Source organism: Spiroplasma kunkelii CR2-3x (assembly GCF_001274875.1).
Classification (GTDB): domain Bacteria; phylum Bacillota_I; class Bacilli_A; order Mycoplasmatales; family Mycoplasmataceae; genus Spiroplasma; species Spiroplasma kunkelii.
In genome coordinates, this window is sequence record NZ_CP010899.1 from 291,440 (window position 1) to 305,728 (window position 14,289).

At 22.5% G+C, this 14,289-nt stretch carries 20 protein-coding genes and 2 pseudogenes; 10 read left to right on the plus strand and 12 right to left on the minus strand.

All coding sequences use genetic code 4. From position 1 onward, the window contains the following. Position 1: 1 nt before the first annotated feature. From SKUN_RS01520 to SKUN_RS01535, 5 genes are all read left to right on the plus strand, one after another. Positions 2-784, plus strand: a complete 783-nt coding sequence (locus SKUN_RS01520) for a recombinase RecT (protein WP_053390573.1) — start codon at positions 2-4, stop codon at positions 782-784. A gap of 69 nt (positions 785-853) precedes the next feature. Further along, positions 854-1,330: a hypothetical protein gene (locus tag SKUN_RS01525; protein WP_053390574.1), complete on the plus strand. Its 477-nt coding sequence runs from the start codon at positions 854-856 to the stop codon at positions 1,328-1,330. 156 nt (positions 1,331-1,486) lie between these two features. After that, positions 1,487-2,092, plus strand: coding sequence for a site-specific DNA-methyltransferase (locus SKUN_RS01530; RefSeq protein WP_053390575.1), 606 nt, complete (start codon positions 1,487-1,489; stop codon positions 2,090-2,092). Between the two features lie 12 nt (positions 2,093-2,104). Beyond that, positions 2,105-2,263 carry a hypothetical protein gene (locus SKUN_RS09075; RefSeq protein WP_158500730.1) on the plus strand — a complete coding sequence of 53 codons (159 nt, stop codon included), beginning with the start codon at positions 2,105-2,107 and terminating at the stop codon, positions 2,261-2,263. Then, entirely contained in the window at positions 2,256-2,465 is a 210-nt protein-coding gene (locus SKUN_RS01535) for a hypothetical protein (RefSeq protein WP_053390576.1), read from the plus strand. Before SKUN_RS09075 ends, SKUN_RS01535 begins: the two co-directional genes overlap by 8 nt. Positions 2,466-2,490: 25 nt before the next feature. Here SKUN_RS01535 and SKUN_RS01540 read toward each other — a convergent pair whose 3' ends face one another. Genes SKUN_RS01540 through SKUN_RS01550 form a run of 3 tightly spaced genes read right to left on the minus strand, consistent with a single transcriptional unit; the run spans position 2,491 to position 4,761 of the window. After that, positions 2,491-3,090, minus strand: a complete 600-nt coding sequence (locus SKUN_RS01540; RefSeq protein WP_053390577.1) for a hypothetical protein — start codon at positions 3,088-3,090, stop codon at positions 2,491-2,493. Between the two features lie 2 nt (positions 3,091-3,092). Beyond that, a complete protein-coding gene (locus SKUN_RS01545) occupies positions 3,093-4,379 on the minus strand; it encodes a hypothetical protein (RefSeq protein ID WP_053390578.1) in 1,287 nt (428 codons plus the stop codon). Positions 4,380-4,422: 43 nt separating this feature from the next. Next, entirely contained in the window at positions 4,423-4,761 is a 339-nt protein-coding gene (locus SKUN_RS01550) for a hypothetical protein (RefSeq protein ID WP_053390579.1), read from the minus strand. A gap of 116 nt (positions 4,762-4,877) precedes the next feature. On the opposite strand from SKUN_RS01550, the gene SKUN_RS01555 reads away from it, so the two are divergent. After that, positions 4,878-5,096, plus strand: coding sequence for a hypothetical protein (locus SKUN_RS01555; protein ID WP_053390580.1), 219 nt, complete (start codon positions 4,878-4,880; stop codon positions 5,094-5,096). Between the two features lie 12 nt (positions 5,097-5,108). On the opposite strand, the gene SKUN_RS01560 is transcribed toward SKUN_RS01555, so the two are convergent. Beyond that, the gene (locus SKUN_RS01560; protein ID WP_053390581.1) at positions 5,109-5,342 is read right to left on the minus strand and encodes a hypothetical protein; all 234 of its coding nucleotides are present in this window, start codon (positions 5,340-5,342) and stop codon (positions 5,109-5,111) included. 246 nt (positions 5,343-5,588) lie between these two features. Here SKUN_RS01560 and SKUN_RS01565 point away from each other — a divergent pair, with 246 nt between their 5' ends. From SKUN_RS01565 to SKUN_RS01575, 3 genes are all read left to right on the plus strand, one after another. Beyond that, the gene (locus SKUN_RS01565) at positions 5,589-6,071 is read left to right on the plus strand and encodes a Panacea domain-containing protein (protein ID WP_053390582.1); all 483 of its coding nucleotides are present in this window, start codon (positions 5,589-5,591) and stop codon (positions 6,069-6,071) included. Positions 6,072-6,073: 2 nt separating this feature from the next. Beyond that, a complete protein-coding gene (locus tag SKUN_RS01570) occupies positions 6,074-6,409 on the plus strand; it encodes a hypothetical protein (protein ID WP_053390583.1) in 336 nt (111 codons plus the stop codon). A 145-nt stretch (positions 6,410-6,554) separates the two neighbouring features. Beyond that, on the plus strand, positions 6,555-7,019 hold the full coding sequence (locus tag SKUN_RS01575; RefSeq protein ID WP_053390584.1) for a lipoprotein: 465 nt from the start codon (positions 6,555-6,557) through the stop codon (positions 7,017-7,019). Positions 7,020-7,051: 32 nt separating this feature from the next. Here SKUN_RS01575 and SKUN_RS01580 read toward each other — a convergent pair whose 3' ends face one another. Further along, positions 7,052-9,397: a hypothetical protein gene (locus SKUN_RS01580; protein WP_053390585.1), complete on the minus strand. Its 2,346-nt coding sequence runs from the start codon at positions 9,395-9,397 to the stop codon at positions 7,052-7,054. A 161-nt stretch (positions 9,398-9,558) separates the two neighbouring features. Further along, entirely contained in the window at positions 9,559-10,584 is a 1,026-nt protein-coding gene (locus SKUN_RS01585; RefSeq protein WP_053390586.1) for a hypothetical protein, read from the minus strand. Positions 10,585-10,699: 115 nt separating this feature from the next. On the opposite strand from SKUN_RS01585, the gene SKUN_RS01590 reads away from it, so the two are divergent. After that, complete coding sequence (locus SKUN_RS01590) at positions 10,700-11,641, plus strand: UPF0236 family transposase-like protein (protein ID WP_053390587.1); 942 nt, start codon at positions 10,700-10,702, stop codon at positions 11,639-11,641. Between the two features lie 145 nt (positions 11,642-11,786). Here the strand turns inward: SKUN_RS01590 and SKUN_RS09715 are convergent, their stop codons facing one another. From SKUN_RS09715 to SKUN_RS01615, 6 genes and pseudogenes are all read right to left on the minus strand, one after another. Further along, positions 11,787-12,122 carry a spiroplasma phage ORF1-like family protein gene (locus tag SKUN_RS09715; protein WP_053390588.1) on the minus strand — a complete coding sequence of 112 codons (336 nt, stop codon included), beginning with the start codon at positions 12,120-12,122 and terminating at the stop codon, positions 11,787-11,789. Further along, positions 12,085-12,382, minus strand: a pseudogene (locus SKUN_RS09720) (spiroplasma phage ORF1-like family protein); the annotation flags it as partial. The gene SKUN_RS09715 and the pseudogene SKUN_RS09720, both read right to left, overlap by 38 nt. 11 nt (positions 12,383-12,393) lie before the next feature. Next, positions 12,394-12,629: pseudogene (locus tag SKUN_RS01605) on the minus strand (hypothetical protein). A 183-nt stretch (positions 12,630-12,812) separates the two neighbouring features. Next, complete coding sequence (locus SKUN_RS09080; protein ID WP_158500736.1) at positions 12,813-12,959, minus strand: hypothetical protein; 147 nt, start codon at positions 12,957-12,959, stop codon at positions 12,813-12,815. 106 nt (positions 12,960-13,065) lie between these two features. Then, positions 13,066-13,482 (minus strand): hypothetical protein, encoded by a 417-nt coding sequence (locus tag SKUN_RS01610; RefSeq protein WP_053390590.1) that lies wholly within the window; start codon positions 13,480-13,482, stop codon positions 13,066-13,068. Between the two features lie 40 nt (positions 13,483-13,522). Beyond that, positions 13,523-14,161 (minus strand): nitroreductase family protein, encoded by a 639-nt coding sequence (locus tag SKUN_RS01615; RefSeq protein ID WP_053390591.1) that lies wholly within the window; start codon positions 14,159-14,161, stop codon positions 13,523-13,525. Between the last annotated feature and the right edge of the window lie 128 nt (positions 14,162-14,289).

Sequence of the window (14,289 nt, forward strand, 5' to 3'; positions counted from 1 at the left end):
AATGATAACTGAATTACAACAATATATTAAAGGTGCAATTATTAAATATGAATTAAAAGTTAATGATAAATATTTAAAAGAAAATATTTTAGCACTTGAAGAATTAAAAATGAAAAATGGACAAAGTTATATGCAGTTAGTTAATACTGCTGATAATACTAAAATTACAGCATTAGGTATTATTAAATTAAGTAATAAAGGGTTAATTTTTGGAAAAGATTTTAATATTATTCCATTTAAAAATAAATTAACTACTGTTATTGATAGTAAAGTTTATTGTAAAAGAATTGAAGAATCAGGATATAGTCCAAGAAAAGCAATTATTTTTAAAGGTGAGAAATTTGAATGAGATAGTTTAAATTCATGTCCTAAAATACATGAAATTAATTTTAATGCAAATACTAGTGATTATAATGAGATTATTGGTGCTTATGCTTTTGCAAAAGATAAAAATGGTAATTATCAAGGTATTTTATTAAGAAAAGCAGATATTGAACGATTAAAAAATAGTAGTCCGAGTGGAAATAGTGAATATTCACCTTGAAATAAATGACCAAAAGAAATGGTTGAAGCAAAATTATATCGTAAATTAGCATTAGAGATAGGGCTTGATATATCTGATATTGATTTAGATGAAAAAGAAATTAAAGAAGATGGTAATTTTGAATATATTTCATTTAAAGATATTAATGTCGCCAAAAATAAGGGGCAAATTAGCGATGAACCATTATCAAATAATATAAAATACCCCATCTTATCCAGAAATAGCAGACACAAATGATAATGTCGTTAAAGAAGATGATATATCAAATGTAACACCAGTAGTTAATAATAACGATGAGGATTGAGCAACTTGATAAAAGTAGGTATTGACCCATCAGGAACTGGTACTACTGCTATTGTTGTATATGAAGATAATAAAGTTATTAGAAAAATTGAAATTATATATAATAATTGATTAAAACAATTAAAATTTATAATAGATGTATTTTCTGAATTTAGATATAAAAATTCATATGAAATTAGTATTGAAAATTGTTTACCAACAAATGCTAATGGTTCAAAAGATAGAGATGATTTATTACGATTAGTAGGTGCATTAGAAATTAAATTAAATGATTTACAACTTGAAATTAATTGAGCATCACCACGCCATACTAAGTCAGTTGTTAAAAATATGGAAAATTTAAGTAAATATCAGAAAATAACAGCAGTTTATGAAAAAGATAATTCATTAACTTATGAATATAGTAAAGGTTGATTTTATAATAATGAAAAAATAAGTAATCATCTTCGTGATGCTATTATTATTGCTAATTATGAAAACTAATTTAGGTAAATTATATTTAGGTGATAGTTTAGAAATATTAAAAATAATACCTAATAAAAGTATTGATTTAATATTAACTGATCCACCTTACCTTTACCCCGATATTGCTAAAAAATTAAAAAATAAAGAAAAGCATATTGAATATAATTTAAAAAAATGCAAGATCCTAATTGTTCTAATATTCAATATCAAATTCGGAAAAGAGAACTTGAATTTTTACAAGGTGAATTTATTGATAGTTTTGATATACCATCATATTTTAAAGAATGAATGTGAATTATTAAAAAACCAAATTTTATAATTTATTTATCAAAACAACAATTAAAAGAATATTTAATTGAAATTGAAAATTATAATTTAAAATTTGAATTAATAATTTATCAAAAAACAAATGATGCACCTAGTAATAATGCATATCGTAAAGATAAAGAATTATGTTTATATATTTATAATAAACCAATTTCTTATAGTAATGTTTGAAATCAAGATATGCAGACTGTTTATCAAATAACAAATAGTAATAATCAATTTATAGGAAAAATTAAACATCCTACTGTTAAAGATATTAATTTAATTAAATTACAAATTAATAAACATAGTAAAGTTGGCGATACTGTATTAGATTGTTTTTTAGGAAGTGGAACAACTGCTATTGCTTGTGAACAATTAAGTTGGCATTGAATTGGTATAGAAATTAATAAAAAATATTATAAATTAGCAAAACAAAGATTAAATAGCATCCAAACTACATTATTTTTTTAAAGGAGATTATTTATGAAAAGAAAATTAATTCGTAATATTAATGTTTACTTAAATGAAAAACAAGAAAAAGTTTGAAATGAATTACCTGAATTATATACCAACTCACAACGAATAGAACATCTTATTAATTTTTATATAAAACACAATAAAGGAAATAATAAAAATGAATAAATTTATTTTATGTTATCGTACAAAAAAAGGTAATCGTCCATGTAAAAACTGATTTGGTGAATATATAACTGGTATTGATGTTAAAGATGTAAATATTAATTCAACCTGAGACTGAGAATATTTAATAAATAAATATGGTGAAAAGAATTTAATTATTTGTAAAGATGATAAATTAGAATTAATATTACAAAATAAAAAATAACCAACTAGGGTTATTTTTTTAAATGTTATTTATTTCATCTTTTTTTAAGACAATATTGATTTCAACTTGCTACTTGTTCTATTGTTTGTTTACAATTATGACAAATATTAACATTATGTTTTTTTAAATACTTACGAAATATTAATCAACCAAATAATATTAAATATAAGATATAACTTGGAATTTTATAAACTTTTTCTAAACATTTACCAATAGGTAATTTAATTGCTGGTATTTTAGGTATTTTAGTTGTTAATCAAGCATTACCATGTAATATTGGATAAGATATAACAATCCCAGCATATCCAAAAAATCCACCATCAGTTATTTCATGTTGACCAAACATAAATTCTTTAACTGGTTCTAAACTTTGAATTCAATTAAAATGTAAGCTAGTAAAAAATAATCCATATAAACTTAAAAATGGAGTATGATATAAAATTGATAAAGCATTATATCGCATAATATATGCTTTTTTAATATGAAATGGATATTTATCATATTTTAAAAACTTACGATTTTTTCAAGCTTTAAAACTTTGACTTGGATTTCTTTGTTCAAAACCTAATCTTTGTCAATAAGTACCATTTTCATTTTTAATAATAATGTTTTCTTTATCTATCATATTTACACCTCTTGTCGTAAAATACGAACACTATTAATTAGTATATTAGAACCATCTGAACCATTAGTTAAATAAACCCGACCACCAGAATTATATAAAGTAATACTATAAGGGGTTTTATCCATATCATCAATAAAACAAGTTGCTTGATGTTTTGATGAAAAATAAGGTGGTTCAAGTCATAACATACCTTCAGCACCTTTACGAATAGTTGGTGATAATCATACTTGATAACGGTATTTTTCTGAAAATTCAGGAATATCAATAAACTTAACACTATCAGTTGTAAATGATGGTATTGGAACTGATTCTCATATTAATTTTTTACCTATTCCCTCAAGTATTTTTTGAACAACTTCAACTGTAAATTTTAATTCCCAATCTTTACTCAAAGATAACTTGTCTTCTTCAATATCAAAATCATCTGATATTAATAACCCTATACTACCATCATCTTCATCTACAAATAATGGTACATTAACTTCTACTGGTTCACTTTCTTTTGCTTTTCAAACATTATCTTCATAGTAAATTGTGTCATTATCAAATGGAACTGATAATTCATTATTAGAATTATATACAATACTTTTATTATTAAGTTTAATGGAAATATTTTTTATATAATTATTAATAAAATTCCCTAATAATTGTTGTGATATTTCAATTTGTCATATTCCACTTTTTTCAGTACTAGATCATGGAATAATTGATAAAGTATTAGATGTAAACATACTTTTTTTTCATACATATTTAGCATCTGCTTCACTTAACATAATTGGTCTATCTTTATGATTAGTATCATATTTCCCAAATCCATTATTATATTGATTTGTAAAACCATAATTATCTGGATTTATTTTAGTTAATGTTTGAGACTTATAAAACTTTGCTTTTTCTAATAAACTAATAATATCAGGTGAAAATTCTATTTTCATATTAGTAGGATATGTATAACTGGTAATACCATCACTACTACTTTCACCACCAGTTGAATATTCAATCCCAGTTCTTATTAAATATTGAGTTTGTAGACAACAAGCAATTTTTACATAATTAATCCGTTTTTTATCAATTTCACTATTAGGATCAAGTAAAGGAAACTCAGTTTCTAAACGATAACCACAAATACTATCTAATTGTAAACTTGCTCTTGTAATACCTTCAATTAAATAATTTGAAATAGTATCATCATAAAGTTTTTTACCATATTGTGCTACTAATTTATCAAAACCCTCTCAATTTTTAAACTCTTCTAATGTTATTAATTTAAAACTTTCTAATTTATTCATAATTTACCTCTATGCATCACCATCATAAACAAAAAAAGCCTTTTTAGACTTTAATTGTTTTATCTGATAACTTAATATCTTTTTTAGAAATTGATTTTTTGGCTCTTTGTAATTTAACAATATGATTAAACTCTTCTTCACTAATAGGTTTATTTGTTTCTAATACTTGTGCTCATTCTGTATTACCAAGACCTAAAGTATTAGCAGTTTGTAATAAACCTAAATGAATAGCATCTAATGTTTCTTGTCCTACCACTTTATTTGTAGATTCTTTAACTTTATTTTTAATTATTTTTTTAATTAAAAGTTCTAATCCTTTATAACCTAAAATACCACCAAAACCAATTCCAGCTCCAATACCAATTAAAACCTCATAACTCATATTTAATCTTTTTTTCCTAATTTTGACATAACCATCTTAACATCAAGATAAAATTTGTCCACCACTTATTTAAAAAAAGATGTTAAGATGATGACAATTAAGGAAAGAGGGAAAATATGAATAAAATAATGATTATTGAAAAAGAAACATTAACCGGAAGAGAAACAAACAATTTTAAAATGGAAGAGTATTTCCCATTTAAAAATGAAAATGGAAGAATATTAATTGGTGATGATAAATTAGTAAATACCAAAAAATTAAAAATAGAAATAGATACTTATAATTTAGATGATGCTATTGAATTCTTACAAGAATGCAAAAAAGAAGAAAAGTAAAATTTTCTCCTTTTATTTTTCATACATTGTTAAATCTACATAATTACATTTGTCATAAATAGTTTGCAATATTTTATCAAATAATTCTGCTTGTCCATTTTCGTTATTAAATTTAGCAAGAACATGTTCTATTTTATTTATTCTTTCGAAAAGATAAATTGAAAAATCTTCTGATATTTCAGATCTTATTTTACGAATTGTAAAATTATCAGCACTTATTATTTCATCTTTTTTAATAAAAAACATAGTTTTCCCTCCTTTAATTAAATTAATAAAGAGGTAAAAACCTTATTCATTCTTACTTGAAATAATTAATTATTAATATATAATATAAAGCAAGAATGATAATCGGGATCATTCTCTTTTTTATTTAACTAAAATAATATTATTATAATAATTTATAAAAAATTAAAATATGGGGTTGCATATATTTTATTTTTATTTATATTATATTTATTGTATAATTAAATTAATTAAAAGGGGGTTAAAAAAATGGAAAATTATGGAGTAAAAAACATTGCTAATTATGTATTAAAATTTTTTTATGATAAAGAATATACAGATGATGAATTTTCATCATTAGAAATTACTAATTTAAAAATGCAAAAAGTATTGTATTTTTTATATGGTTTTTATTTTTCAGAAACTGGAAAAAGTTTGTTTTCAGATGATTTTATTGCATGAAAATATGGACCAGTAATAAAAGAAATATATGATATTAATAAAAATAATATAACCAATCCTTATGAAAACTTAAGAAAAGATATTTATTCAAATTATGATTTTAATATAAAAAATATTAATTGAGAAATTATTGATAATATTTTAAATAATATTATAAAACTATCTTCTTGATATTTAGTAAATATGAGTCATAAAAAAAATACACCCTGAGAAAAAACAAAAGAAAATGAAATTATTTCTAAAGATTTAATTCATGATTATTTTAAAAATAAAGAACTTAAAGAAAAATAATTATGGCAAAAAAATATAAAAATTATATAGTAGTTCCGGAAATTGTTCAAAAAATCAAAATATCTTTTTGTTTAAAATATTTTGATTTTTCTAATTCAGATTCTTTAAAACAAAATGAATATAAAAAATTTTTTAAATTATTAAAAAATTATAATAATAATAATAATTTATCACAATTAATAAATGACCACAGTATAATCATAGAAAAATCAAAATATACAATTAATTTAGCAAAGTCATTAGTAAAAGATGATAACTTTTTTTATAATAATTGTAATGGTAATGTATATGATCTTATTAGAGGAAATACTCCACTAAGAATATTTGGAATATTATAAAATAAAACTGGTTGTTTTTTTATCTTACAAATTGATGATAAACATAAATCAAGAAAATAAAAAAGAGGTAATTAAATCTCTTTTTTTATTTAATTAAATTAAAATAATATGGTATTATGATGACAAAAGGGAGGATAATTCTACGATGAAAAGATTATTAAGTTTATTAGGTAGTTTAGTAATTGCAGGTTCAGGTACATCAGGTTTAATAAGTTGTAAAAATCCATATATTGAATCTGAATGTGAAAGAAACGATAAAGGAAATTGACATCAATTATGCCTTATTGATTTCCCATTCAAAGATATAGATAATAATTATTATATAACAATATGAAGAACATCAAATAATGATGATTGAAAAATAAGTATGTTTAAATACGAAACAGAAGATATAATTATTGATCAAAAAGATAATTTTAATCTTGAAATTAATAGTGATATTTCAAATACTCCACAATTATTAATTAATAAAATTAGTAATAATAAAAAATATCTTATTAAAGAATGATTAAAGGATTTTAATAATGATTTTTTTAAATGATTATATGTATGAAAAGAAAATTCTATTCCAAATATTCCAAATATTGATAAAGATGGAAATATTGTTTAGAAATATAAAAAGTGCAGTTAGCACTTTTATTTTTACTTTAAATTTATATTTATAATTTTTGGATTATTAATAAATGTCATTTCTGCATAAGCACCATCTAATGAATAGTGCATATAAATTTCATAACTAATAAGTAATTTTAAATACATATTTTCTCTATAAAAAACTATTTTAGTATTAAGTTTATAACCTCGCCCTAAATAAGGATTACCTACAAATCATTCTTCATTATTATTAAAAACATTAATACCAGATTCTGTAATTTCACTTAAATTAACTACTATATTTTTTCTTCAATCATAATTATGTTCTGGATCTTTACTTGCTTTACTTGGATAAAAATGTCCAAATGCATTAGACATTTGAAAACTAAAATTAGTATAATTGTCTAAAACTGTTTGTCAATTTTTAATTCCAAATTTACCAAAATCAAATAAATTTTTTTGAATTATATAACTTTTATTTATTCAATTTTGATTTAAATTTTCTGAATTTAATCTTAAATATGTACTAATTTCTGATAAATTAATTTGTACTGGATAGAAATTAATACTTGGTGGTGGGTCTGGTAATTTTACTGGTCATTCATGAACTATATCATCATCTATATATTGATCTAAATAACTAAGTGAATAAAGAGTTAATCAATCTCGAACTGAATTATTATATAAAGATGTTGTTTGTAAACTAACAAAATAACTCATAATTGAATATGGGTCATATATATCAATATCATCAGAAAACATATAAATACGAACTGCTGTTTTACCTAAATTATAAAACCCAATAGCATCAATTATATAACGACCACTACCTACAATATCAGTTAATAGATTATTACTTTCCATTGCTGGCAATGATACTGTTTCTTCATTAATTAAATAAATACTATCTTCACTAATAAATCCTTCTGGTATCATTACACTACTAATTTTATAATTTTTGCCATATTCTTTTTTTGTTTTTTTAGATCAACATGATGCTGTTATTTTATCAGTTAAAGTAAACGCTCAACTTGTATTACTTGCACTAGCACCAATAATATCATTTACCTCATCTTGAGTTTTATATCTAAAAGCATCTAATGGGATATTACCTTGATTTTTTGCTTGTGTACCACCACTTTCAACAATAGGCCAGTAACTTTCATCATAAAAATTATAATTTGATTTTCCTATAAATAAAGGTATTCCATTATTAATATTTGGATATAAATTATTAGTATTTTTATTTATTTCTTTTCAATAAATCGGAATACCTAAACTAATTGCATTTAAAAATTTACCAACAACTGGAATATCTCTTTGAGTTCATGCAATACTTTCTGTTACATCTTTTGGTAAACTAATAATATGATTATTCATAACACTAAATAAATTTAACATATCTTTTAATTGCCCACGATTTTTACTTGGATTAATTTTATTATGTCCAATATCAAAATTATATTTAAAATAACCATTTGGTCTAACATCATAATCACGATTAATAACACCATTACCTTTATAATTTAATGCAATATCTTTAATTGTTAAATTATTTGTATTAGTTGCTTTTGTTAAATCTCTATTAGTATTTAAATAACCTTCATAATTCTTTTTAATTTCTTGGTTTGTTTGACCTTGTTTTCTTTTTAATCAGTTATCATACTGACCATTAATAGCAGGTATTCCATTTGTTAATAAATAAGTAGTTAATGGTTTTGATGATTTTGTTAGACTATCAGCAACTGGCATTTTTAAATCATCAATAAATAATCTACGTTGTGGATATACTTTTTCATTTCATTTCCCTAAATTTTCAATAGGTCGACCAAAAATAACTGGTGCTGAAAAAGCATTATTACCTAATAAAGTTAATTGAATACTTTTAATACCATTATCACCAGTAAATTTTTCATTAATTTCATAATCTTTTGTAATACCTAAATCATCTCATATTATTTTAGGTATTACATAACCTTCACCTGCTGCTGAAAATTGCACAAATTGCTGAATAGTTTGCCTAGTAGTATTAATATAATCTTTAACATAACTAAAAGTAATAATTCAATATACTAATTCATTTAAATCATTATATTTTGGTTGAGCATTAGATATAAACATTAATAAATTATCATCAACATCTTCTTTATCAGATTGTAAAGGAACTAAATAAAATCTTAAAAAATCTTCTCTTTGAAAATTATAAGTAGTTTCAATCGTAATTGTACGATCAAGATATCAAGCATTATATTCACCAAAATATTCTTCACCACCTAATTTAGAAAATTCAACATTATCATTAATATTAACAATATGACATTTATAAGCATCACCTTTAAATTTTCTTTTAATAGCAAAATTATCTAATGCTTTATTAATTTTTTGTAAATTCATAACATAAACATGAAAACCATTTTCATTATTAATTTTTTCTCAAATATCATTAACTGGATAATTATTATCGGGATTATCTTTATTAATAAAAACTTGTTTTGTTGCATCTCATAAATAAATTTTTTCAGTACTAGTAATATATAAATAACTAACTTTATCCGTTAAACTATTTTTAAATTCATTAATAGAATAAGTAAATCAATCTTTATTTTTTTTTTAAAAAAATCATAATTTCAAATATCAGGTATAGCACGAGATCTAATTTTAATAGCATTTTTTCATTGTGCTATTATTCCTTCTTTCCCAGTAAATATTTGTGACATTTGTGTAAAGTTCTGTGGAACACCATTATTAGGTTGAAAACCTTTATCTGTAATATTTACTAAACCAGTTTTAATAATAAATGGAAAAAAGAAATAATTACTTTTAATATCAATATATTGTTTTGTTATATTATCTCATTCTTTAAATATTCAAGATAATTCTTTTATAGGAATAGGATTGTCTAAATTATACTGTTCATTATTATTTTCATCGGTATATTTTTCATAAGATACTTTTAAACTTTTAGAACGAAACATTGAAATTCTTAAATTATTATATCTTTTATCTAATTCTTTATCAGTTAATATTTCTTTTTCTTCAGCATGTATCATTTCATCAGTTCATGCTGTTATAATACCGCTTCCTTTCCCAACTTTACCCATAATTTTATTACCATTAGCATAACCAGCAAAAGCAATACGAACACCACTAGGAAAAACAATTTCTCCACCTTCTTTAACATTTTTAGGTCAAATAATTCCATTTTCATTGTCAGGCCCCAAATCAACTCCATATTTATCATATAAATAATTACATACGTTAATTGTATCTCCAAAAGTAGTGTCTTCGTGGGTGTTATCATATCTTCGTAAAATGTTGGATGAAGCATCGCTAAAATTACAAGCATAAAATAACTTTTCTGCTATATGATTTCATGTTTTATTAGTACCACGACCAGCAGACACAAACTTAAAAAAACTTGGCGAAGTAAAATAACGGGCATAACTATCACCAACAAAGTCTTTAAATACTTCTCAGTCAAAACCAAAATTATAGTCACTAAAATTTAAATCATATTTTTTATTTAAATGTTCATAACTAGTAATCCGTTTTTTGTTATTAATTTTAGTAAAATCTTGCATTTTTAAATCTCCTTGCTTTTAAATTTATGATAAGATAAATAAACTTATCAAATATCAAATTAAATATTAATAATGTTATATTAAAAATGTTTTTTAAAGATAGGGAATAATTAAGATGGAGTTAAAACAGAATTTGTTAGAAAATTATAAAGAAAATAAAACAATCGAGACACAAAATGAAGTTAAAAATTTATTAATTAATAGAGATAATGAGATATTTAAATTATATCAACAAGGACAAATATTACAAGGATATAAGGTTGTATCAAAATTACCAAAAACAATTCAAACAGAGTATGGAAATATTCCTATAAAAAGACGAAGATATATTAAATATGAAGAAGAAAATAAAAAATATATAAATCGTTACCCCTTAGATGAGGAATTAGGTTTAAAAAAATATAAAAGAGTTGAAAAGAATTTAAGAGATAAATATATCTCTTTTTTAGGTGATGGAAAAAGATATAAAGATATTTTGCATACAACAGAAAATGCTAATATTAGTGAAAAAACAATATCTAATATTTTTAAGAATGCCAATTTAGAAAAAATTGACTATATTAGCAATAAAAATAACAATAAAATTAAAATTCCAAATAATGTTTTATATATTCAAATTGACGGAGCTTTTGTTCCTATGCGAGAAAATAAAAAAAGAGTTGAAAAGAAAATATTTTTTTCAACTATGCATATTGAAGTCTTATTAGATTTTTTAATTTGTCATTTGCCCTATGTTATTGACAACAAAAAGAAATTTTTATTAGAAACCATTGAATTAATTAAAAATAATAAAGATGGAATTGAAAATCAAGCATTAGAATATAATATTGGTTGTCATGTAGAGGGTGATGTTTCACATTATATTAAAGCTGTTAAAGGACAAGGGGCAAAAATATATTGTAAAGAAATATTTAATAATATGTTAATTTATTCAATGTTAAGACTTAATAGCAAAATTAACGAAGTTAAAATTGATAAAACTACTAAAAATAAAGAAAAAATTAAATTTAATATTTTTAATTTAAATCAAAAACAAAATCAATTTTTATCTTTATAAAAAACTTTTTAAAATTAGTAATAACTTTAAAAAGTGATTTTTAGTGTGGAAAAATCATAATTAAAAATTATATTTTTAAAAAAGGTTGATTTTTTTATAAACTTTGTTATCATTTAACCATAAGCGAAACTTAATTTGTTTCTAATTACTTAATTTTATTAAAAACCTCAAAATAATATATACTACCAATCTTAAACATACTATTTAATAATTTATCAAATTGTAATTTATCATTAATATTTTCACTCAACAAAATATTATTAAAATTTTGTAATTTAAACGCAAAAAAGTTAACTAAAACAGTATCATATTGCAAATTATCAATATAACCATTTTCAATAAACGAACTACGATTTTGAAACACTGGCACCAAAGCACTTGCAAAAAACAACTGTAAAAACTTAGATAAATCAAATTGACCGTTAAACTGTTGATAATATTTTAAATCTTTCTTGTAAAAAATCAAAATACCATTTATCATTAAACAATAATTTTTTTTGATGTTTTTAAAGTTGGATTAATAAAATAATTTGTCTCCAACCAATTTTCAAAAAAACTACTGCGTAAAAACATTGTATTAATAAAATCAGTTTCATTAATACCTTTATCAGTACTATTCTCTTGTTTAAGCGTATAATGATCTCCATTTAACGGTATAAACGCCGTTAAAGTAATAAATGGAATAACCAAACCTAAAAAACTTAAAATAAATATGGCAAATAAAAATAACGATTTTTTCATAAACTCAATTCCTAACTATACAATGTTTTTGAAACAATAAACCCAACAATATATAAACTTGATATTGTTAACATTAACGGATGACTAAATAAAATTGCCATTCTACCAAATAATAAAATCAACCAAGTATCAGAATTATATAAATCAATAATAATATTTTTGCTGATGTAAATTGATTAATAATAACAGTAATAAAACCATTACCAAATATAGCAATTGCTGCTACAAATAAAACTAATTTAATCATTATTTATGCACCCTCCTATATCCTTGTTCTCTTGTTTTTGTTTGTTTTGCTAAAACTTGATAATTGTTTTTTATTACGATTAATTTTAAATAATAACAACACTAAATATTGTCGTTAATCAAGTTGGCATATTACATCTCCTCATTGAATAAATTACCGCTAATAAATTATGCGGATAATTTATTAATTTTCTTTTACATTATTAATTACTATTTTATTTACAGTATTAATAACAATATCTTTTGCATATTTAATTACTAATGACCGCAAATTAAAATAATGTTTCTTTTCAATAAAAAATCAACTCCTTTCTGAGTTGATTTGTTGCAATTTGATTACAAAATGCAAATTAAAAAATATTTTACAATAAAAAACAGTTTATAAAATAGTAATAATTTAAAATAATAAATTTAGAAATAAAAAAGTAGCTTTTATTTTATCCTAAAATAGAAAACACAACAGCAGAAATTAAAGCAAAACCAAAGTTAATTCCAAGTGTAGCAAGTATAATAAAATCTTTTTTCTTTAAATATCATATATAACCATTATATTCCGTTTCCAAATGTGAATATTTTGTAATAATATAAAAACCAAGGTCTGCTTGTCAGGGTGCTAATTCTTTTGTTGTATTTAGTTTTCGGAGTGGATTTTTAACTAGAATTCAGTTAGTAATAAACATTACTAAAATAATAATAATTAGAATACCAAAGAAAATTTGCGATAAGTCACTATTACTTAACTGTAATTGTTTTTGACATAATATTAGTGGCGTCATGATGCTAACTTGGATTAATAAAAAAATAATATTAGTAATTAAACTAATAATTCAAAAATTTTTAAGAGATGTTTTCATTAGTTAATTAAATTTTTTAGGAAAATTTTTATTAAGTAAGTTAAAAAATGCTAACAAATTCATCCTCAGCAATTCGTAAGCGAGGGAAACTTGTTCCTTTAACATTGTCATTATAATATCCAAATAGCATTCCTAACGATAAATGTCATTTTGTTGGGTCCACAATATTATGTTTTGTAAAAAATGAGGTTGCTTGCAGTGGCGTAATTCCGCCCATAATACTTGAACCAATTTTTAATTCAGCAGCTTGTAATGCCATAAAACTAGCGACAAGATGTGTTTGCTCATCCGAAAACATATCTGGACTTGGATAACTTTTTAAGTAATTACTCATTCCTCGCACATTTGTTTTTAATGTTTCACCATTAAAAATTCGTTCTAAGCGATTGGTTAAAAATTCTTCAGATGTTAAATAATCACCATTTGCTCCTAATAGTAATGCTAAAATTGGGGCATCCTTTACTTTTTGCTGATTGCCAGGCATAAAACAGTTTAATGCTGCTTGTTCTTTTAATTTTTGATCTTTGATAATAATAACTTTTACTGGTTCTAAGCCATTAGAACTAGGTGCTAAGGCTCCAGTTGTTAAAATTGTTTTTAAATCACTTTCACTAACTGCTTTTGTTTTATCATAGATTTTAATTGCTTTTCGAAACTTTGCTGCTTCTTGTACGCTCATAATTTTCTCCCATTCTGTAATTTATTTATAAATTTATTATACGCTAATAAAAATGTAATTAAAAGTGCTTAAATTACTAACAAATTTTTGGAACAATGTTATAATTAAAAAGATAAAAATTTAGAAAG